Annotated in this window: 19 protein-coding genes; 17 read left to right on the forward strand and 2 right to left on the reverse strand. The window is 58.3% G+C overall.

The genetic code is table 11. From position 1 onward, the window contains the following. Positions 1 to 55 precede the first annotated feature (55 nt). Positions 56 to 814 (reverse strand): flagellar basal body P-ring formation chaperone FlgA, encoded by a 759-nt coding sequence (flgA, locus tag PSPTO_RS10020; protein WP_032608868.1) that lies wholly within the window; start codon positions 812 to 814, stop codon positions 56 to 58. Between the two features lie 78 nt (positions 815 to 892). Between flgA and PSPTO_RS10025 the strand changes: the two genes are divergently transcribed. From PSPTO_RS10025 to PSPTO_RS10070, 10 genes are all read left to right on the forward strand, one after another. Further along, positions 893 to 1,819 carry a chemotaxis protein CheV gene (locus PSPTO_RS10025; protein ID WP_005771567.1) on the forward strand — a complete coding sequence of 309 codons (927 nt, stop codon included), beginning with the start codon at positions 893 to 895 and terminating at the stop codon, positions 1,817 to 1,819. Between the two features lie 51 nt (positions 1,820 to 1,870). Beyond that, positions 1,871 to 2,698 (forward strand): protein-glutamate O-methyltransferase CheR, encoded by an 828-nt coding sequence (gene cheR / locus PSPTO_RS10030; protein ID WP_003382687.1) that lies wholly within the window; start codon positions 1,871 to 1,873, stop codon positions 2,696 to 2,698. A 116-nt stretch (positions 2,699 to 2,814) separates the two neighbouring features. Continuing rightward, positions 2,815 to 4,239 carry an IS1182-like element ISPsy6 family transposase gene (locus tag PSPTO_RS10035; protein WP_054082654.1) on the forward strand — a complete coding sequence of 475 codons (1,425 nt, stop codon included), beginning with the start codon at positions 2,815 to 2,817 and terminating at the stop codon, positions 4,237 to 4,239. A gap of 176 nt (positions 4,240 to 4,415) precedes the next feature. Next, positions 4,416 to 4,883, forward strand: a complete 468-nt coding sequence (cynS, locus tag PSPTO_RS10040; protein WP_011103774.1) for a cyanase — start codon at positions 4,416 to 4,418, stop codon at positions 4,881 to 4,883. A gap of 10 nt (positions 4,884 to 4,893) precedes the next feature. Further along, positions 4,894 to 5,367, forward strand: a complete 474-nt coding sequence (locus tag PSPTO_RS10045; protein WP_011103775.1) for a DUF1348 family protein — start codon at positions 4,894 to 4,896, stop codon at positions 5,365 to 5,367. Positions 5,368 to 5,641: 274 nt separating this feature from the next. Further along, on the forward strand, positions 5,642 to 6,049 hold the full coding sequence (flgB, locus tag PSPTO_RS10050; RefSeq protein WP_005767037.1) for a flagellar basal body rod protein FlgB: 408 nt from the start codon (positions 5,642 to 5,644) through the stop codon (positions 6,047 to 6,049). 3 nt (positions 6,050 to 6,052) lie between these two features. Then, a complete protein-coding gene (flgC, locus tag PSPTO_RS10055) occupies positions 6,053 to 6,493 on the forward strand; it encodes a flagellar basal body rod protein FlgC (protein WP_002554316.1) in 441 nt (146 codons plus the stop codon). Between the two features lie 15 nt (positions 6,494 to 6,508). Beyond that, the gene (gene flgD, locus PSPTO_RS10060) at positions 6,509 to 7,198 is read left to right on the forward strand and encodes a flagellar hook assembly protein FlgD (RefSeq protein ID WP_007244383.1); all 690 of its coding nucleotides are present in this window, start codon (positions 6,509 to 6,511) and stop codon (positions 7,196 to 7,198) included. Between the two features lie 25 nt (positions 7,199 to 7,223). Next, positions 7,224 to 8,549 (forward strand): flagellar hook protein FlgE, encoded by a 1,326-nt coding sequence (flgE, locus tag PSPTO_RS10065; RefSeq protein ID WP_005767033.1) that lies wholly within the window; start codon positions 7,224 to 7,226, stop codon positions 8,547 to 8,549. Positions 8,550 to 8,738: 189 nt separating this feature from the next. Beyond that, complete coding sequence (locus PSPTO_RS10070; protein WP_011103777.1) at positions 8,739 to 10,499, forward strand: flagellar hook-basal body complex protein; 1,761 nt, start codon at positions 8,739 to 8,741, stop codon at positions 10,497 to 10,499. Here the strand turns inward: PSPTO_RS10070 and PSPTO_RS10075 are convergent, their stop codons facing one another. Continuing rightward, positions 10,500 to 10,691: a hypothetical protein gene (locus PSPTO_RS10075; protein ID WP_017682472.1), complete on the reverse strand. Its 192-nt coding sequence runs from the start codon at positions 10,689 to 10,691 to the stop codon at positions 10,500 to 10,502. A gap of 283 nt (positions 10,692 to 10,974) precedes the next feature. Here PSPTO_RS10075 and PSPTO_RS10080 point away from each other — a divergent pair, with 283 nt between their 5' ends. The 7 genes from PSPTO_RS10080 (at position 10,975) to PSPTO_RS10110 (ending at position 19,410) form a co-directional block, all read left to right on the forward strand. Next, the gene (locus tag PSPTO_RS10080; protein WP_005767027.1) at positions 10,975 to 11,715 is read left to right on the forward strand and encodes a flagellar basal body rod protein FlgF; all 741 of its coding nucleotides are present in this window, start codon (positions 10,975 to 10,977) and stop codon (positions 11,713 to 11,715) included. A 46-nt stretch (positions 11,716 to 11,761) separates the two neighbouring features. Continuing rightward, positions 11,762 to 12,550, forward strand: coding sequence for a flagellar basal-body rod protein FlgG (gene flgG, locus PSPTO_RS10085; protein ID WP_002554310.1), 789 nt, complete (start codon positions 11,762 to 11,764; stop codon positions 12,548 to 12,550). Between the two features lie 84 nt (positions 12,551 to 12,634). Further along, the gene (flgH, locus tag PSPTO_RS10090) at positions 12,635 to 13,348 is read left to right on the forward strand and encodes a flagellar basal body L-ring protein FlgH (protein WP_007244381.1); all 714 of its coding nucleotides are present in this window, start codon (positions 12,635 to 12,637) and stop codon (positions 13,346 to 13,348) included. 13 nt (positions 13,349 to 13,361) lie between these two features. Then, the gene (locus PSPTO_RS10095; RefSeq protein WP_005767023.1) at positions 13,362 to 14,471 is read left to right on the forward strand and encodes a flagellar basal body P-ring protein FlgI; all 1,110 of its coding nucleotides are present in this window, start codon (positions 13,362 to 13,364) and stop codon (positions 14,469 to 14,471) included. Between the two features lie 10 nt (positions 14,472 to 14,481). Then, positions 14,482 to 15,732: a flagellar assembly peptidoglycan hydrolase FlgJ gene (gene flgJ / locus PSPTO_RS10100; protein ID WP_005767021.1), complete on the forward strand. Its 1,251-nt coding sequence runs from the start codon at positions 14,482 to 14,484 to the stop codon at positions 15,730 to 15,732. Between the two features lie 11 nt (positions 15,733 to 15,743). Continuing rightward, positions 15,744 to 17,804: a flagellar hook-associated protein FlgK gene (gene flgK / locus PSPTO_RS10105; protein WP_005767017.1), complete on the forward strand. Its 2,061-nt coding sequence runs from the start codon at positions 15,744 to 15,746 to the stop codon at positions 17,802 to 17,804. A 13-nt stretch (positions 17,805 to 17,817) separates the two neighbouring features. Continuing rightward, on the forward strand, positions 17,818 to 19,410 hold the full coding sequence (locus PSPTO_RS10110; protein ID WP_011103779.1) for a flagellar hook-associated protein 3: 1,593 nt from the start codon (positions 17,818 to 17,820) through the stop codon (positions 19,408 to 19,410). The last annotated feature ends 28 nt before the right edge of the window (positions 19,411 to 19,438 follow it).

The following is a 19,438-nucleotide window of genomic DNA, read 5'->3' on the forward strand; positions in this document are numbered from 1 at the left end:
TCGGGCATTCCCCGCAGTCTAAAAAAAACACACCCTCTGCGCCAGCCTCAATGCATTACATGGCCACTTCTACCTGTCCTGGACCGGTGACATTCGCTTTGATCACCCGTTGGGAGTTAAGGTTTTTCACCCGTATCTGTTCGTTGAAACCGCCGTCGGACATCGCTTCGCCGGGCATCCGTACCGCCAGCGAGCCGCTGCGGGCGATGATCACCACCTGATCGCCCTTGTGAATCATCTGGGGCTGTTCAAGCGCCACGGGGGTGATGACCTGATCGATGACCATTTGTCGGACAACCTTCTGACCGACTGCCTGATCAAGCGATGCCAGGAAACCCTGGCCCAGGCTGCTGACATCCCGCTCACGCATCGCGATATCTTCTTCAGTCACGATGGCGTCGCGTTTCAGCGGCCGCATGACCGTGACCACGTTGCGGAACAACTGCACCTGGGCGGGCACGAACACCGTCCAGGGCGATGAGCCTTCGCAACGCACCCGCACGGTGACCCGTCCAACCGGGCGCGGGCTTTCCAGTGTGGCTGTCAAATCCTTGTCGCAGGCACCCATCCGTAAACGCGGGTCGAGCTGCTTGACCTGTATGTCGTGACGCCCGTCAATCTGGTTGGTTGCCAAATAGTCTTCTACTGTGAACTCAAGAAACCCTTGGGTGACGCCGATAAGCTGTTCAGGCAGTGTGAAATTCTCTGCACGAGCGAGGCTCACCGTGCCGGAAAGGCACAGCAGGGCGATTGCGCAGAGAAGCCAGCGGGTTTCTAATGCGAGGTGTCGAGAAATTGTCATCTTGGCGTTCATGACGTAACAAATAGCAAAGCCCGTGCCGCTTGTTGGTCTGGTGCCTGGGTGGCGGTCATTTTGGTAAGGGGGTTCGGCATGGCAGGTGTAATGGATTCGGTAAACCAGCGAACTCAGCTGGTGGGTCAGAATCGCCTGGAGCTGCTCTTGTTCCGTCTCGACGGCAAGCAGCTCTACGGGATCAACGTCTTCAAGGTAAAAGAAGTACTGCAATGCCCGAAACTCACCATCATGCCCAAATCGAGCAAGATCGTTCGTGGCGTGGCCAATATTCGTGGCGGTACCATTCCGATTATGGATCTGGCAATGGCGACGGGCTCCACAGGGATGATTTCGCTGGTCAATTCCTTCGTCATCATTACCGAGTACAACACCAAGGTTCAGGGGTTTCTGGTGCATTCTGTCGAACGCATCGTCAACATGAACTGGGAAGAGATTCATCCACCACCCAAGGGCACCGGGCGCGATCATTACCTGACCGCAGTAACCCGGGTCGATAACCAGTTGGTGGAAATCATCGATGTCGAGAAAATCCTCGCCGAAGTAGCGCCCGTTTCCGAAGAGATTTCGATAGGTGTTATCGACGCCGAGGTTCATCACAAGGCGGTTTCGCTGCGCGTTCTGACCGTCGATGACTCGTCGGTGGCCCGTAAGCAGGTCAGCCGTTGCCTGGAAACCGTCGGGGTGGAAGTGGTCGCACTGAATGACGGTCGTCAGGCGCTGGATTACCTGCTCAAAATGGTCGCAGAAGGTAAAAAGCCGGAAGAAGAGTTCCTGATGATGATCTCCGACATTGAAATGCCGGAGATGGATGGCTATACCCTTACAGCTGCCATACGTAATGATCCGCGCATGCAGAAGATGCATATTACCTTGCACACGTCGCTGTCCGGGGTGTTTAACCAGGCAATGGTCAAGAAGGTCGGGGCGGATGATTTTCTCGCCAAATTCCGGCCTGATGATCTGGCGGCCAGGGTTGTTGCGCGGATCAAGGCAGCAGAATAACCAGCCGGGGGCGTCGTCCCCGGTGATTCACATGATTTGAGAGGCGGCACCTTGTCTACGGGTAATTTGGATTTTGATCAGTTCCGGGTATTTCTGGAAAAAGCCTGTGGCATCTTGCTTGGGGAAAACAAGCAGTACCTGGTGTCCAGCCGCCTCAACAAATTGATGGAGCAGCAAAGCATCAAGTCGCTTGGCGAGTTGGTCCAGCGCATTCAGACCCAGCCGCGCAGTGGTTTGCGCGAGCAGGTGGTCGATGCGATGACCACCAACGAAACCCTGTGGTTTCGCGATACCTACCCGTTTGAAGTGCTGAAGAACAAGGTGTTGCCCGAGCAGATCAAGGCCAGCCCCGGTCAGCGACTGCGCATCTGGTCGGCGGCGTGTTCGTCGGGGCAGGAACCGTACTCGCTGTCGATGTCCATCGACGAGTTCGAGCGCGCCAACCCGGGCCAGCTCAAGTCCGGCGCGCAGATCGTTGCCACCGACCTGTCGGGCTTGATGCTCAACAACTGCAAGACCGGCGAGTACGACAGCCTGGCGATTGGTCGCGGCCTGTCACCGGATCGTCTGCAGCGCTTTTTCGATGTGAAAAGCCCCGGCCGCTGGGTGGTCAAGGCACCGATCAAGAGCCGTGTGGAGTTCCGCTCGTTCAACCTGCTCGACAGCTACTCGGCGCTGGGCAAGTTCGACATCGTGTTCTGCCGCAACGTGCTGATCTACTTCTCGGCCGAAGTGAAGAAAGACATTCTGCTGCGCATCCACGGCACGCTCAAGCCGGGCGGCTATCTGTTTCTGGGTGCATCCGAAGCGCTCAATGGCCTGCCTGATCACTATCAGATGGTCCAGTGTAGCCCCGGGATTATCTACAAGGCCAAGTGATACCTGGCTGACTGCCTTTCATGAAAGAGACCTTCGCAGACTGTGTGAAAACCTAGCAATCTGCGCAGCGCTCAAAGAAAATGCTCCGTATCGAAAGATACAGAGCATTTTTCGTTATGGCCTACATCCAAGGTGAGTCCCGCAGCCAGACCAGCCTATTCCCGGTCTCGCTGGAAGAGTTGATCCCCGAGGATCACCTCGTTCGTGTCATTGACCTGTACGTTGCCAAGCTCGATCTGGTGCAACTGGGCTTCGATAAAGCGATTCCAAAAAGCACGGGGCGCCCTGCTTATGATCCCGCCGATCAGCTAAAACTCTACCTCTACGGCTATTTTCAGCGGATTCGCTCATCGCGACGTCTTGAAGCCGAGTGTCAGCGCAACATCGAAGTGATGTGGCTGATCAACCGGCTCAAGCCCGACTTCAAGACCATCGCCGACTTTCGCAAGAACAATAAACCCGCCTTCATCGCGACCTGCCGTGCTTTCGTTCGATTTTGTCGCACAGCAGGCTTGATCGCCGGTGAATTGGTGGCCATCGACGGCAGCAAGTTTCAGGCGGTCGCCTCCTCACGGCGTCATGTGAATTTGAAGCAGCTCAAGCGCCAGGAAGAAAAACTGGATAAGCGCATCGCTCAGTATCTGGCCGAGCTGGATGAGGCCGACAAGGCTGAAACCACAGATTCAATTGATCGCAGCGCAATCAAAGCAGCACTGGCACAGCTTGAGGCTCGACAACAGGATAATCAGAGTTGCCAGGCACTGATGCGTTCGATGGGCATCGAGCAGTTCAACACTCATGAAAGCGATGCCCGAATGATGCGCACGGCCAAAGGGCCACGTGTGGCCTACAACGTGCAAACCGTCGTGGACGCCGAGCATTGCCTGATTTTGCATCATGAGGTCACCCAGGATGGCGATGACCGAAAGCAACTGGAGCCGATGGCCAAGGCCGCCAAAGCAGAGTTACAGCAAGATGAGCTGACGGTCACTGCCGATGCCGGCTACTCCAATGGCAAGCAGTTTCAGGCCTGCGAGGATGCTTCGATTACGGCCTATGTACCGCCCAATCGTTCGAAAAACCCTGGCAGTCATGAAGAGCAGCTCTTTGAGCGAAAAGACTTTATCTATGAGGCCGGACACGATCGTTTCCAGTGTCCGGCAGGCAAATGGTTAACGCTAAAACAGCACAACAAAGGTGATCGGATCTATCAGGCTGAGGTCGATGACTGCGCCAACTGCGCGCTGAAAACGCAATGCACTCGAGCCCAGCGCCGTTATGTCTCACGACATGCCCATGAAGAGGCTTTCGAGCGGATGGAGCAAAGAATGCAGGCGCATCCTGAGATGATGGCCAACCGAAGATCCATCGTTGAGCACCCCTTCGGCAACCTCAAGCAATGGCTATTTGGTAATGGCCGTTTCTTGCTGCGACAACTGGAGGGGACAAAAGCTGAAATGGCCTTGGCGGTGAATGCTTATAACCTGAAACGAGCGATTAAAGTGCTCGGTGTGCGCCATCTGATGGCTTTGATGGGCTGAGCGGTCATTTTTTCGTCTGCTGCCAATACAAAACAAAACGCCCCGAACAAGTCGGGGCGTTTGCTTGGGCCTTCATCAGTGTGTTTTCACACAGTCTGTTCGGGTCTCTTTTTTATTTCGGGTTCTGTTGTGGTATTGCTGATGTGTCATTTAGTCAAACCGTCAGAGGATTGGTTATGCCGCACAGCAATATATCCAGTACGCCACGCCAGCAGTTGACCGAACGCGTCTTGCAGGCCAAAGCAGCAAACAATCTGACCTGGGCGTCGCTCGCAGAAGACACGGGGCTGAGCGTGGTGTATGTCACCGCGGCGTTGCTCGGCCAGCATCCGTTGCCGCAAGCAGTTGCCGAGGTGGTCGCCGAGCGTCTCGGGCTGGACCGGGACGCGGTTGTCGAGCTGCAAACCATCCCCTTGCGCGGTCATGTGGAAGACGTTTCCAGTGATCCGACTATCTATCGCTTCCACGAGATGGTTCAGGTTTACGGCACCACGCTGAAGGCATTGGTGCATGAACAGTTCGGCGACGGCATCATCAGTGCCATCAACTTCAAGCTGGACATCAGGAAAGTCGAAGACCCGGAAGGGGGAGAGCGTGCGGTAATAACCCTGGATGGCAAATTCCTGCCCTACAAACCATTTTAAGGACGCTGCTATGACTGACAACGGAAGACCCCCGCTGCCACCCTTTACGCTGGAGACGGCTATCCAGAAAGTCCGCGGCGCCGAAGATGGCTGGAACTCGCGCGATGCGGCGAAAGTTGCGCTGGCCTATACCGAAGACACGTACTGGCGTAACCGCAGCGAATTCGTCAACGGTCGCGATGAGGCGCAGGCTTTTCTCGAGCGTAAGTGGCGCAAGGAACTGGATTACCGATTGATCAAGGAGCTCTGGGCATTCACCGATAACCGCATTGCCGTGCGGTATGCCTATGAATGGCACGATGACTCGGGCAACTGGTTCCGTTCCTATGGTAATGAAAACTGGGAGTTCGCGGCGAACGGCCTCATGCAACGGCGCTTTGCCTGCATCAATGATTTGCCGATCGCCGAGTCCGAGCGCAAATACCGCTGGCCACTGGGGCGGCGACCAGATGATCATCCTGGCTTGAGTGAGCTGGGGCTCTGATCATCGCTACTCGCCTTTTATATGAAGAGACCTCAGGGTCTCTTTTTTATTGGGTTCGACTCAAGGCGCTGCCACACGGCAAACCCATACTGGCAAAAAAACGGCACCCACCTTGCCGCTTTGCCTCTCCACAGCGGAAATGCCTTGCCGCTTTTCTGGCATTGCCGCCTCTGCGCTGTCTGTAACCCTCGCAATCATTGGCTTTTGAAACATGGCACGCCGATTGCTTTGTCAGTAACAACAGAATCAGGTCAACCGGCAAAGGTTTCCCGACATGAGCATCAGCTTCGATAAAGCATTAGGCATACATGAAAAGGCTCTGAACTTCCGGGCTCAGCGTGCAGAGGTGTTGGCCAACAACATTTCCAACGCCGACACCCCGAACTTCAAGGCGCGCGATCTGGAGTTCTCTTCGGTGCTGGCTGCCGAAAACGACAAGGCCCAGAACGGTCATTTCGCGCTGAACAAGACCAACAGCCGCCATATCGAAGCCGAGGGCATGGGGAATGACGATGGCACGCTGATGTACCGCACGCCGTCGCAACCTTCGCTGGACCAGAACACCGTTGACTCGCAGGTCGAGACGGCCAGCTACACCGAGAACGCCATGGGCTTCCAGGCCAGCTTCACACTGCTCAACAGCAAGTTCAAAGGGCTGGTTGCAGCCCTTCGCGGAGAATAATTCATGTCACTAGCCAATGTGTTCAACATTGCCGGTAGCGCCATGAGTGCACAGACCACGCGTCTGAACACTACGGCCAGTAACATCGCCAACGCCGAGACCGTGTCGTCGAGCATGGACCAGACCTATCGCGCCCGTCACCCGGTGTTTGCCACCGTGATGCAGGGTCAGCAGTCCACAGGCGGTTCGTTGTTCCAGGATCAGGGCGAAGCGGGTCAGGGCGTTCAGGTCAACGGCATCATCGAAGACAGTTCCAACCTCGAAGCGCGCTACGAGCCCAATCATCCTTCCGCTGACAAGGACGGGTATGTCTATTACCCCAACGTCAATGTCGTGGAAGAAATGGCCGACATGATTTCTGCCAGCCGGTCTTTCCAGACCAACGCTGAAATCATGAACACCGCTAAATCCATGATGCAGAAGGTTCTGACCCTCGGTCAGTGATAGAAGGCGAACGTTATGGCCGTTGATAGCACCTCAGCAAGCACCGTTTCATCGACATTTCTGGACAAGTTGCAGAACCCCACTGCTACCACGACGAACTCTACCGGCACGCTGGGCAAAGACGCGTTCCTGCAGTTGCTCGTGACCCAGATGAAGAACCAGAACCCGCTGGACCCGCAGGACAACACGCAGTTCGTGGCCCAATTGGCGCAGTTCAGCAGCCTTGAAAGCATGCAGAACCTGACCAAGACAGTTGACACGATTGCCTCCAGTTATCAATCGTCGCAGGCCTTGCAGGCATCGTCGCTGGTCGGCCGCTCGGTCATCATCGATTCGAGCTCCACCACCGTGGATACCACCAAGGGCATGACCGGTTCGATTGTCCTGCCGAGCGCCACTTCGGCGACGAGTGTGAAGGTGTATGACGCGCAATCGAACCTGGTCGACACCGTCGAACTGGGTGCGCAGAAAGCCGGCACCATCAGCTTCGCCTGGGACGGTACCGACGGCGACGGTGCCGCGGTTGCGTCGGGCAACTACACCTTCAAGGCTGAAGGTTCGGTTGACGGCAAGAACACACAGCTTTCGACTTACCTGCCTGCCACGGTCAACAGCGTCACGTTGGGTGTGAATGGTGCAGAAACAATGCTCAATCTGGCCAGCGGCAGTGTTGCCTTGTCCAAAGTTCAAACCATCGGATTGTAGAGCCTACCAGGCGCAGGAGTGAAACATGTCTTTCAATATCGGCCTTAGTGGGCTCTATGCTGCAAACAAAAGTCTCGACGTTACCGGCAACAACATTGCCAACGTTGCAACGACCGGCTTCAAGTCTTCGCGTGCGGAGTTTGCCGACCAGTATGCCCAGTCTATTCGCGGCACGTCCGGGCAAACTAACGTGGGCAGCGGTGTATCGACCGCAGCGGTTTCTCAGCAGTTTTCTCAGGGCAACCTGACAACCGGCACTGCCAACAGCCTTGACCTTGCCATCAACGGCAACGGTTTCTTCATGCTCAGCAATAACGGCGAGAAGCTGTACACCCGTGCCGGTGCATTCCACACCGACAAGGAAGGCTTTGTCGTCAACAGCGGCGGCATGAAGTTGCAGGGTTACAACGTTGATGCCAACGGCAGTGTGGTCACGGGTGCGCTGAGCGACTTGAAGGTGGACTCGTCCAACCTCGAGCCCAAGGCGACCTCGGCGATCACTAACGTTGCCAACCTGAACTCCACTACCGCCTTGCCGACCCTTACCACGTTCGATGCGACCGACACCAAGTCGTACAACATGAAGTACAGCACGCCAACCTACGACACTCAGGGTAACGCGCATACGCTGGATCAGTACTTCGTCAAGACCGGCACTAACACCTGGTCCATGTACTCGCTGATGGACGGTCGCAGCATTTCCGACCCGACCACCACCGCAGCTGACAAGAACGACCTGACATTCGACTCCTCGGGTAATCTGGTGGTTGCAGCACCGGGCACCGTGCCATCCGACAGCGCGAACATCAAGTTCAACACTGACGGCACCTTCACCGTCGCCAACTGGGTACCGGGTGTGCAGACCGGTACCGGCACGACCACCAGTTGGGTGGCGAATGGTGCCACGGGTGCTTCCATCAAGCTGAACATGGCTGGCATCACCCAGACCGCGTCGGTGTCGGGTCTGATCACTCAGGATCAGGACGGTTACGCCACTGGCCAGCTCAGCGCCATGAGCGTCGATGCGACCGGTAATCTGTTCGCGACTTACACCAACGGCAAATCTCAGGTGATCGGTCAGACTTCGCTGACCAACTTCGCCAACGTCCAGGGTCTGGCGCAGGCGGGTGGTACCAACTGGCGTGAAACCTTCGCCTCTGGCGTTCCGGTGAGCGGCGTTCCGGAGTCCGGTACACTGGGTTACATCACCGGTCAGGCGCTGGAAGAGTCCAACGTCGACCTGACAATGGAACTGGTCAATCTGATCAAGGCGCAAAGCAACTACCAGGCTAACGCCAAGACCATCTCCACTCAAAGCACCATCATGCAGACCACTATTCAGATGACTTGATAGTGTGACGCATTGAATAGAGCCCCTTTTCGAAGGGGCTTTTTTTTATATTTTTTTTCAGCCTGATGAAGTATCGAGCAAGATTAAAACTTACGGAAAGTTCAGTCGTTGGGCTTGGAAATTTCCTACGCACGATGGTGTGAGAATAAAACTTCCTTATAAACTGCCACGTGTGGCAAGGAAGTGCTCATGTCATTCAATACAGCGATCAGTGGTATTAACGCTGCAAACAAAAGGCTGGAAGTGGCGGGCAACAATATTGCCAACTCCGGGACCATCGGTTTCAAATCATCGCGGGCGCAGTTCTCGGCGCTGTATTCATCTGCCCAGTTGGGCAGTGGCCGCAATGCGATTGGCGACGGTGTGCGCCTTGCCGCAACTCAGCAGAATTTCAATCAGGGCGACAGCATGACCACGTCCGGCAACCCGCTGGACATGCGCATTCAGGGCAACGGTTTTTTTGTGGTGAGCGACAAAGGATCGCTTGCCTATACCCGGGCCGGAGCTTTCCTCAAGGATGCGGCCAATTTCGTCGTCGACAGCGAGGGCGGACGCCTGCAGGGATACGCTGCCAACGATAATGGCGAGATCATGCGCGGCCTGCGCACCGACCTGCAGATTGACACCTCGAATGTGGCTGCCAGAGCCACGACGCGGGTTGCCGAGAACATTAACCTCGACGCCTCGCTGCCGTCACTTGCCCGGTTGCCGGCGTTCGACCCTGCCGACCCCGCCACTTACACCCGTGCCATCGGCCGAACCATTCAGGACGCAGGGTCTGGCACTGGTGCTGGCGCGGTGCCCGCGGCAGATCATGAACTCAAGCAGTATTTCGTCAAGACCGGCGACAGCCAGTGGTCGATGTATGTGCTGGTCGACGGGCGTAATCCGGTGGACCCCAACAGCGTGGCCCCTTTACACGTCACCCTCGAGCAAAAGCCCAACGGGTCACTGTCGTACAGCGGCAATAGTCAGCACCTGCGCAAGATTTCCGACACCGAGTTTGCCCTGCAGGGCTGGCGGCCGGCTCACGAGGTGAATGGGGCCTGGATGAGCAATGGCGCGGCCAGTGGCGGTGCGGTTTCGCTGCCGTTGATCGATGGGTCAGCCAGTATGCTTGATCCGGCCGACGCGGTGATGGATCGACCCGTTCCGGCGTTTGATTCGCTGGACCTGAAAACCTACAGCGATATGTTTGCCAATGCGATTTTTGACAGTCAGGGCAATCAGCACGAGCTGAAACAGTATTTCGTCAAGGATGGCAACAACAGTTGGCGCATGCATGTACTGATTGACGGGCGCAACCCGCAGATGCCCGATTCCACCGAGCCGCTGACGGCTAACATCGTTTTTGATTCCGGCGGTTCGGTGCGTTCGCTGACCGGCAGTTCGGGGCTGGTGAGCACCAACGGCGGCGGGCTGCAGCTTAACGGCTGGACGCCGGCAATGCCTGCCGAGCGGGTAACGGGGCAGGATCGCTGGGTGTCCAACGGCGCGGCCGGCAGTGCAAACGGCATTGAACTGGACTTCACCAACCTGCTACAGCACAACGCTGCCAGCTCGCGTTCCTCGACCCACGTGGACGGGCATGCGGCGGGGCAGTTGAGCAGTCTGAGTGTGGGGCGCGATGGCATTCTGCGTGCCGGTTTTACCAACGGCATGAACAAGAATATCGGCCAGGTGATCCTTGCCAGCTTCGCCAACCCGCAGGGCTTGCAGGCGCGCAGCGATACGCGCTGGACAGAGTCCGCAGAGTCGGGCGTTGCCGATTACGAGGTGCCGGGCGTCGGCACGCTGGGCAGTCTGGTCGGCGGCGCGCTGGAGGGCTCCAATGTGGTATTGGCCGATGAACTGATTGCGTTGATTCAGGCGCAGACGGCGTATCAAGCCAACTCCAAGGCGATATCGACGGAGGCGACGGTCATGCAGACGCTGATTCAGTCAACCTGATCAGATTGAGCAGTCGGATTTGACGAAGTGACCTTTCAGGCGGGTCCAGCCCGGCCCCGGGCTGGTCTGGGCGCAGACAATCCGGCTGTCGCCCTGCCAGCGGTAATAGTGCGCAGGGGCGGCCTGGCAGAGCAGGGCGAAGGTCATCAGGCTCGCGGTCGCGACGCCGACAACGCACACACGAAAAAGCATGACGGTTCCCGTTCAGGGTTGCGGTGCCTGCAAGATTATCACTGTCGATTAGCCTGTTAGCGCGTATCGATGAAGTTTTTTTGGCGGTGTGTCCTGCTCGATGATCAGCAGGCGGCAGTCCGCCGCCGCTATTGGATGGCGCTTTGCCTGAAGGTGATCGTCGCGTGCCGGTTTTTGCTGGTTAATCAGGCATTTGTATCGAGGCTGACAAGTTGGTTCAAAAATTGCTTTAACCCTTTCAGAACAGCTACAGGCGGCAAGCGTCTGTCGGAGGAGGAAGACTGTGGACAAGTTGCTTTACGTCGCCATGAGCGGTGCATCCGAAAACGCGATTGCGCAGAAGGCTCACGCCAACAACCTGGCAAACGTTTCGACCAATGGCTTCATGCGTGACCTTGAACAGGCCCGCTCGATGCCGGTGTTTGGCGAGGTCATGCCGTCGCGTGCCTACGCCATGAGCGAGCGTCCGGGTACTGACTTCTCCGGTGGCGCGATGGTCGAGACCGGCCGCGAACTGGACATCGCCATCAAGGGCGATGGCTGGATTGCCGTGCAGACTCCCGACGGTGGCGAAGCCTACACACGCAGCTCCGGCATGAACATCGATGCCCTGGGCGTGTTGCGCGACGGCAGTGGTTTGCCGGTAATGGGCAACGGCGGTCCGATTGCCGTGCCGCCGCAGCAGCAGATCGAGATCGGCGCCGACGGCACAATCAGCATTCGCTCGCTGGGCGAGAGCCCGCAGGTAATGGCGCAGGTCGACCGTATCAAGCTGGTCAAGCCTGACCTCAAGACCATGGAAAAAGGCCCCGATGGCCTGATCCACACCAAGAGCGGCCGGCCTGCCGATGCAGACGCCACCGTTCAGGTCGAGTCCGGCTTTCTGCAGGCGAGCAACGTCAATGCGGTCGAGGAAATGACTTCGGTGCTGGCCTTGTCCCGTCAATTCGAATTGCACGTCAAGATGATGAAGACCGCCGAAGAAGACGACCAGTCGATGGCTCGCGTCTTGCAACTTGGCTAATCAATGACAGCTTGCGCCGACAAACCGGCGCTTGAGGAGAACACACATGCTTCCTGCACTATACGTCGCCAAAACCGGCCTTGCCGCTCAGGACACCAACCTGACCACCATCTCCAACAACCTGGCGAACGTTTCGACCACAGGTTTCAAGAGTGATCGTGCCGAGTTCCAGGACCTGCTGTATCAGATCAAGCGTCAGCCAGGTGCTCAGTCCACTCAGGACAGCGAGCTGCCATCGGGCCTGCAACTGGGTACCGGTGTGCGCATCGTCGGCACGCAGAAGAACTTCACTGCTGGCAGCCTGCAAACCACCAACAACCCGCTGGACCTGGCGGTCAACGGTCGCGGTTTCTTCCAGGTGACCCAGCCTGACGGCACCGTGGCCTACAGCCGCGACGGTACGTTCCACCTGGACGCCAACGGCCAGATCGTCACTGCCAATGGCTACGCTCTGGAGCCTGCGATTGTGGTTCCGCAGAATGCCCAGACCTTCACGGTCGGCCAGGACGGTACTGTTTCGGTGACGCTGGCAGGTGCAACCGCCACGCCGCAGATCATCGGCAACATCCAGACCGCCGACTTCATCAACCCGGCCGGCCTGCAGGCCATCGGTGGCAACCTGTACCTGGAAACCGGTTCGAGCGGCGCGCCGCAGATCGGCACGCCCGGCCTCAACGGCCTGGGCCCGACCCTGCAGAACACTCTGGAAAACTCCAACGTCAGCACCGTCGAGGAACTGGTCAACATGATCACGACCCAGCGCGCTTACGAGATGAACTCCAAAGTGATCTCGACGGCTGACCAGATGCTGCAAAACCTGACTCAGAACCTGTAAGGCCCTGATGTTGCTGTTGGTAAAACTGCTCAATCCGAAGGGGCGCCTGATAAGCGCCTGCTACACCGCGAGGTTTCAAGTGTCATGAACCGCCCTGGTTTTCCGCGTTTTTCAGTGTTGATCGCTTCATTGTGCGGGATCACCCTGCTGTCTGGCTGTGTTGCGCCGACGGCCAAGCCCAATGACCCTTACTACGCTCCGGTGTTGCCGCGTACGCCCATGTCGGCCGCTTCGAACAATGGCGCTATCTATCAGGCCGGCTTCGAGCAGAACCTGTACGGCGACCGCAAGGCGTTCCGCGTCGGCGACATCATCACCATCACGCTCTCCGAGCGCATGGCAGCGAGCAAGGCGGCGACCTCGGCAATGAGCAAGGACAGCACCAACAGTATTGGTCTGACCTCGCTGTTCGGTTCGGGCCTGACCACCAACAACCCGATTGGCGGCAACGACCTGAGCCTCAGCGCAGGCTACAACGGCGCCCGCACCACCAAGGGTGACGGCAAGGCCGCGCAGAGCAACAGCCTGACCGGCTCGGTTACCGTGACCGTTGCGGATGTGCTGCCCAACGGCATTCTGTCCGTGCGTGGCGAGAAGTGGATGACGCTCAATACCGGTGACGAACTGGTACGCATTGCCGGCCTGGTGCGCGCCGATGACATCGCAACCGACAACACGGTGTCTTCTACCCGTATTGCCGATGCACGTATTACCTATTCGGGGACCGGAGCCTTTGCCGATACCAGCCAGCCAGGCTGGTTCGACCGGTTCTTCCTCAGCCCGTTGTTCCCTTTCTGATAGCGGGATAGACATGATCAAGCTCAAGCAACTGATAGCCGCGACCTTGCTGTTGTCTGCAGCGTTCGGCGCACACGCCGAACGTCTGAAAGACATCGCCAGCATCTCCGGCGTGCGGGCCAACCAATTGATCGGTTACGGTCTGGTGGTGGGGCTCAACGGTACGGGCGACCAGACCACCCAGACCCCGTTCACGCTGCAGACCTTCAACAACATGCTCTCGCAGTTCGGCATCAAGGTGCCGGCAGGTTCGGGCACCGTGCAGTTGAAGAACGTCGCGGCCGTTGCGGTGTACGCGGATCTGCCAGCGTTTGCCAAGCCGGGTCAGACGGTCGATATCACCGTGTCCTCGATCGGTAACTCCAAGAGCCTGCGCGGCGGTGCGTTGTTGATGACGCCGATGAAAGGTGTCGACGGCAACGTCTACGCCATTGCGCAGGGCAACCTGGTGGTCGGCGGTTTTGACGCAGAAGGCCGCGATGGCTCGAAAATCACGGTTAACGTTCCGTCGTCGGGCCGTATTCCCGGTGGTGCGTCGGTCGAGCGTTCGGTACCGAGTGGCTTCAATCAGGGCAATACCCTGACCCTGAACCTCAACCGTTCCGACTTCACCACGGCCAAGCGGGTTGTGGACAAGATCAACGAATTGCTCGGCCCTGGCGTTGCCCAGGCGCTGGACGGCGGTTCGGTGCGTGTGACCGCGCCGCTTGATCCGGGCCAGCGTGTCGATTACCTGTCGATTCTGGAAAACCTGGAAGTCGATCCGGGCCAGACCGCTGCCAAGGTCATCATCAATTCGCGGACCGGCACTATTGTCATCGGTCAGAACGTCAAGGTGTCGCCTGCCGCTGTGACCCACGGCAGCCTGACCGTGACCATCACCGAAGACCCGATTGTCAGCCAGCCGGGTGCCTTGTCCGGTGGCCAGACCGCTGTCGTACCGCGCTCACGGGTCAACGCCCAGCAAGAGCTGCACCCGATGTTCAAATTTGGTCCAGGCACCACGCTGGACGAGATCGTCCGTGCGGTCAATCAGGTGGGCGCTGCGCCCGGTGACCTGATGGCCATCCTCGAAGCCCTGAAACAGGCCGGCGCTTTGCAAGCCGACCTGATCGTCATCTGAGGAGTCGAGTATGGACATGCCCAAGAGCGGAATTTCGTCAGCTGTCGACTCCGGTGCCTACACCGACGTCAACCGGCTGGCGGCGTTGAAGCATGGCGACAAGGACAGCGTGGCCAACCAGAAGAAGGTTGCTCAGGAGTTCGAGTCGCTGTTCGTCAGCCAGATGCTCAAGGCCATGCGTTCGGCCAACGAAGTGCTGGCCAAGGACAATCCGATGAATACTCCGGCCACGCGCCAGTATCAGGACATGTATGACCAGCAACTGGCGGTCACATTGTCCACGCGCGGCAATGGTATTGGCCTGCAGGATGTGCTGATGCGCCAATTGTCGAAAGACAAGGGCATCAACCACGCGGCGGCGACAAACACCACCGACACCGCCAAGGCTGCAACGGCGACCGACGCAGCACCGGCCAAGACCGGCCTGGCGACCAGCGTCTATCAACGTCCGCTGTGGGCCACGCGTTCGGCAGCAGCGGATCAGGCGGCTGCCGCCGTTTCGGCCTCCGGTGAAGGGCGCAATGACATGGCGGCGCTCAATGCCCGTCGTCTGTCGTTGCCGACCAAACTCACCGATCGGCTGCTGGCAGGCATCGTTCCTTCTGCCACGGCCGCCGTCAGCAACAGCCCGGCACCGACTCGCGCGACCGCCAGCACGCCCGGTAACAACGGCGACTGGACACTTGATCCCAACCTGGCACCTGCGCCGGAATACGTTCGCTCCATGGCCCAGCCACCGCTGGCGCCAGCCAAGCGCGCTTTCAGCAACGCCGACCAGTTTGTCGAGACCATGTTGCCGCTCGCCAAGGAAGCGGCAGCGCGCATCGGCGTCGACCCGGTCATGCTGGTCGCGCAGGCGGCATTGGAAACCGGCTGGGGCAAGTCGATCATGCGTCAGCAGGACGGCAGCAGCAGTCACAACCTGTTCGGCATCAAGGCCGCTGGCAGTTGGAAGGGTGCCGAAGCGCGCGCCATCACCAGCGAGTTCCGCGACGGCAAGATGGTCAAGGAGACGGCAGACTTCCGCTCGTACGACTCCTACGCCGACAGCTTCCACGACCTGGTCAGCCTGCTGCAGAACAACAATCGTTATAAAGATGTGGTCAACTCGGCCGATAAACCGGAACAGTTTGTAAAAGAATTGCAGAAGGCCGGGTATGCAACTGACCCGGCCTATGCCAGCAAGATTTCGCAGATCGCGAAGCAGATGAAGAGTTACCAGACTTACGCCGCTGCAACGGGCTCTTCCACGACTTTATAAGGTTTTGAATCATGTCGCTGATTTCAATTGGGCTCTCAGGTATCAATGCCAGCAGTGCCGCGATCAACACCATCGGTAACAACACGGCCAACGTGGATACCGCCGGTTACTCGCGCCAGCAGGTAATGACCACGGCTTCGGCACAGATCAATATCGGTCTGGGTGTCGGTTACATCGGCACCGGTACGACGCTGTCCGACGTGCGTCGTATCTACAACGGCTACCTTGATGCCCAATTGCAAACCAGTACTGCCCTGAGCGCCGACGCGGTTGCGTATTCCGGCCAGGCCAGCAAGACCGATACGCTGCTGTCCGACAGCGCGACCGGCGTGTCCACGCAGCTGGCTGACTTTTTCACCAAGATGCAGGGCATTGCCACCAATGCCACGCAGTCGTCGGACCGTTCGTCATTCCTGACTCAGGCATCTGCCTTGAGCTCGCGTTTCAATTCGGTCGCTTCGCAGTTGTCGTCGCAGAATGACAACGTCAATGCCCAGCTCACCACCTTCACCAAACAGGTCAACGAGCTGACCACGACGCTGGCAAGCCTGAACAAACAGATCACGCAGGCCGGGGCGGGCAACACCACGCCCAACTCGCTGCTCGATTCGCGCAACGAAGCCGTCCGCCAGCTCAACGGTCTGGTCGGCGTGAAAGTGGTCGAAAACAACGGCAACTACGATATTTATACCGGTACTGGCCAGTCGCTGGTCAGTGGCGGCACGTCGTACACCATGTCGGCGACCCCGAGCCCGGCCGATCCGCTGCAGTACAACGTGCAGATCGCTTACGGCCAGACCAAGACTGACGTGACCTCGGTGATTACCGGTGGCTCGATCGGCGGCCTGCTGCGTTACCGCTCCGATGTACTGGTGCCTGCGACCAATGAACTCGGTCGTGCGGCGATGGTGCTGGCCGATCAGGTCAATAGCCAGATGAGCCAGGGCATCGACAGCAAAGGCAACTTCGGCAGCAGCCTGTACGCCAACATCAACAGTGCCGACGCCATTTCGCAGCGCAGTACCGGCAAAACCACCAACAGCGCCGGTTCCGGCAACCTGGACGTGACCATTGGTGATACCAGCAAGCTGACTGCCGACGACTATGAAGTCACTTTCAACGACGCCTCCAACTTCACGGTGCGACGCCTGCCCAACGGCGAAAGCGTCGGCACCGGTGCGCTGACTGACAACCCGCCCAAGCAATTCGACGGCTTCAGTGTCAGCCTCAAAGGCAATGCGCTGGCTGCGGGCGACATCTTCAAGGTCACCCCGACACGCAACGGTGCCTCGGGTATTTCGGTGGTATTGACCGATCCCAAGGACATTGCAGCCGCCGCGCCATTGACCGCGACTGCCGGGGCCAGCAACTCGGGCACAGGTGGCTTTACCCAGCCGGTGTTGAGCACCAAATCCAACATCTACAACAGCGTTCAGACGGCTGACCTGCGTAACGCGGTCAAAGACTCCGCGCCGATGAAGCTGGTGATGGGCGCGGTCAGCAGCACTGGTGTTCAAAGCTATACGCTGATCAACGCGAGTGGCTCACCCGTGCTCGACCAGAATGGCAGTGCGGTGAGCGGCACGATCATTCAGGGTCAGAGCAACGCGCTCAAGCTGAGCGTCGGTTACACCGATAACACGACTACGCCAGCCAGCAAGACGGCGTTCGAAGTGCAGATGACCCTGTCCGGCTCGCCACTGGCCAATGACACGTTCAGCATCGGGTTGACCGGTGCCGGCTCTTCGGACAACCGCAATGCCTTGGCAATAGTGGGGCTGCAGACCGCCAAGACTGTTGGTGTCACCAATGGCGGCGTGGGCACCAGCCTGTCCGGCGCCTACTCTGATCTGGTGTCGGTCGTCGGTACTCTGGCAGGGCAGGGCAAGAGTGATGTCACCGCCAGTGCGGCAGTCGTTGCACAGGCCAAGTCTGCGCGTGATTCGGTTTCGGGCGTATCGCTCGATGAAGAAGCGGCCAACCTGATCAAGTATCAGCAGTACTACACGGCCTCGTCGCAGATCATCAAGGCGGCCCAAACCATTTTCAGCACGCTGATCAACAGCCTTTAAGGAGTCGTGAACCATGCGGATCTCAACTACCCAGTTCTTCGAATCCACCAATGCCAACTATCAGCGTAATTATGCGAATGTGATCAAGACCGGTGATGAGGTCACCAGCGGTATCAAGCTCAATACCGCCAGTGATGATCCGGTAGGTGCTGCACGCGTTCTGCAACTGGCTCAGCAGAACTCCATGCTGACCCAGTACGCGTCGAACATCGGCACGATCAACACCAACATCGTCAATTCCGAAACCGCGCTGACCAGCATCGTCGATACGATGCAGGCGGCTCGTGAAGTGGTCGTGTCGGCCGGCAACGGTGCCTACACCGACTCCGACCGCCTGGCCAAGGCCGCCGAGCTCAAACAGTATCAGAGCCAGATTCTCGGCTTGATGAACAGCCAGGACGCCAACGGACAGTACATTTTCGCCGGCTCCAAGTCTTCGGCACCGCCGTACGCGCAGAATGCCGATGGCACTTATAGCTACAGCGGCGACCAGACCAGCGTCAATCTGGCGATTGGTGATGGCCTGGTGCTTCCAAGCAACACCACAGGCCATGAGGCATTCGAGCAAGCGGTCAACACCACCCGTACCTCGTCGACGCTGCTGTCGCCTGCGACCGACGACGGCAAGGTCGGCCTGACGGGCGGTCAGGTCAAGTCCACCAGCGCTTACAACGCCGGGTATCAGGCTGGCGAACCGTACACCATGACGTTCCTCAGCGGCACGCAGTTCAAGATCACCGATGCCACTGGCACCGATGTCACGACCGATGCCTCGTCTGCCGGTAAATTCAACTACGCCTCGTTCTCTGACCAGACCTTCACCTTCCGCGGTGTAGAGCTGACCATGAACGTCAACCTGTCAGCCGCCGAATCCGCTACGGCGGCAACGGCTGCCACTGCCCTGACCAATCGCAGCTATGAACTGGCCTCAACGCCGGACACGGTCTCGGCCTCGCGCAGCCCGGGCAACACGTCGGCTGCGACTATCAGCAGTTCGGCTGTGGGCAACACAACGGCTGACCGCACGGCGTTCAACAACACCTTCCCGCCCAATGGCGCGATTCTCAAGTTCACCAGCGCCACTGCCTACGACCTGTATGCCTCGCCCGTCACCAGCAGCAGCAAGCCGGTGTCGAGTGGCACACTGACCGGTTCGACCGCCAATGCGTCGGGCGTCAACTTTACCGTTAGCGGTACGCCAGCGGCCGGTGATCAGTTCGTCGTTGAGTCCGGCACGCACCAGACCGAGAACATCCTCAACACGCTGACCGCAGCGATCAAGGCGTTATCGACACCCACTGATGGCAATCTGGTTGCTTCGCAAAAGCTCGATGCCGCGTTGGGCTCCGCGCTTGGCAACATTTCGAGCAGCATTGATCAGGCGTCCACAGCGCGCTCCGCGGGCGGTGCACGTCAATTGGCGGCGACGGCGCAAGGGACGACCAACGAGCTGCTCAAGGGCAACAACACGGTTGAGCAGGGCACCTATGTCAACGCCGATATTGTTGAGGCCACTACCCGATTGACGTTGCAGAAGACCATGCTGGACGCTTCTCAGCAGGTATTCGTCCAGTTGTCCAAGCTGAACCTGTTCAGCCAGCTGTAATCCTGGCGTTGAGCATCCGCCGTCTTTA

Source organism: Pseudomonas syringae pv. tomato str. DC3000 (assembly GCF_000007805.1).
GTDB classification, from domain to species: domain Bacteria; phylum Pseudomonadota; class Gammaproteobacteria; order Pseudomonadales; family Pseudomonadaceae; genus Aquipseudomonas; species Aquipseudomonas avellanae.

Bases quoted from the DNA above. Each gene is read 5' to 3' on its own strand.
- flgA (WP_032608868.1), bottom strand. From the start codon at position 814: ATGAACGCCAAGATGACAATTTCTCGACACCTCGCATTAGAAACCCGC.
- PSPTO_RS10025 (WP_005771567.1), top strand. From the start codon at position 893: ATGGCAGGTGTAATGGATTCGGTAAACCAGCGAACTCAGCTGGTGGGT.
- PSPTO_RS10035 (WP_054082654.1), top strand. From the start codon at position 2,815: ATGGCCTACATCCAAGGTGAGTCCCGCAGCCAGACCAGCCTATTCCCG.
- cynS (WP_011103774.1), top strand. From the start codon at position 4,416: ATGCCGCACAGCAATATATCCAGTACGCCACGCCAGCAGTTGACCGAA.
- PSPTO_RS10045 (WP_011103775.1), top strand. From the start codon at position 4,894: ATGACTGACAACGGAAGACCCCCGCTGCCACCCTTTACGCTGGAGACG.
- flgB (WP_005767037.1), top strand. From the start codon at position 5,642: ATGAGCATCAGCTTCGATAAAGCATTAGGCATACATGAAAAGGCTCTG.
- flgC (WP_002554316.1), top strand. From the start codon at position 6,053: ATGTCACTAGCCAATGTGTTCAACATTGCCGGTAGCGCCATGAGTGCA.
- flgD (WP_007244383.1), top strand. From the start codon at position 6,509: ATGGCCGTTGATAGCACCTCAGCAAGCACCGTTTCATCGACATTTCTG.
- flgE (WP_005767033.1), top strand. From the start codon at position 7,224: ATGTCTTTCAATATCGGCCTTAGTGGGCTCTATGCTGCAAACAAAAGT.
- PSPTO_RS10070 (WP_011103777.1), top strand. From the start codon at position 8,739: ATGTCATTCAATACAGCGATCAGTGGTATTAACGCTGCAAACAAAAGG.
- PSPTO_RS10075 (WP_017682472.1), bottom strand. From the start codon at position 10,691: ATGCTTTTTCGTGTGTGCGTTGTCGGCGTCGCGACCGCGAGCCTGATG.
- flgG (WP_002554310.1), top strand. From the start codon at position 11,762: ATGCTTCCTGCACTATACGTCGCCAAAACCGGCCTTGCCGCTCAGGAC.
- flgH (WP_007244381.1), top strand. From the start codon at position 12,635: ATGAACCGCCCTGGTTTTCCGCGTTTTTCAGTGTTGATCGCTTCATTG.
- PSPTO_RS10095 (WP_005767023.1), top strand. From the start codon at position 13,362: ATGATCAAGCTCAAGCAACTGATAGCCGCGACCTTGCTGTTGTCTGCA.
- flgJ (WP_005767021.1), top strand. From the start codon at position 14,482: ATGGACATGCCCAAGAGCGGAATTTCGTCAGCTGTCGACTCCGGTGCC.
- flgK (WP_005767017.1), top strand. From the start codon at position 15,744: ATGTCGCTGATTTCAATTGGGCTCTCAGGTATCAATGCCAGCAGTGCC.
- PSPTO_RS10110 (WP_011103779.1), top strand. From the start codon at position 17,818: ATGCGGATCTCAACTACCCAGTTCTTCGAATCCACCAATGCCAACTAT.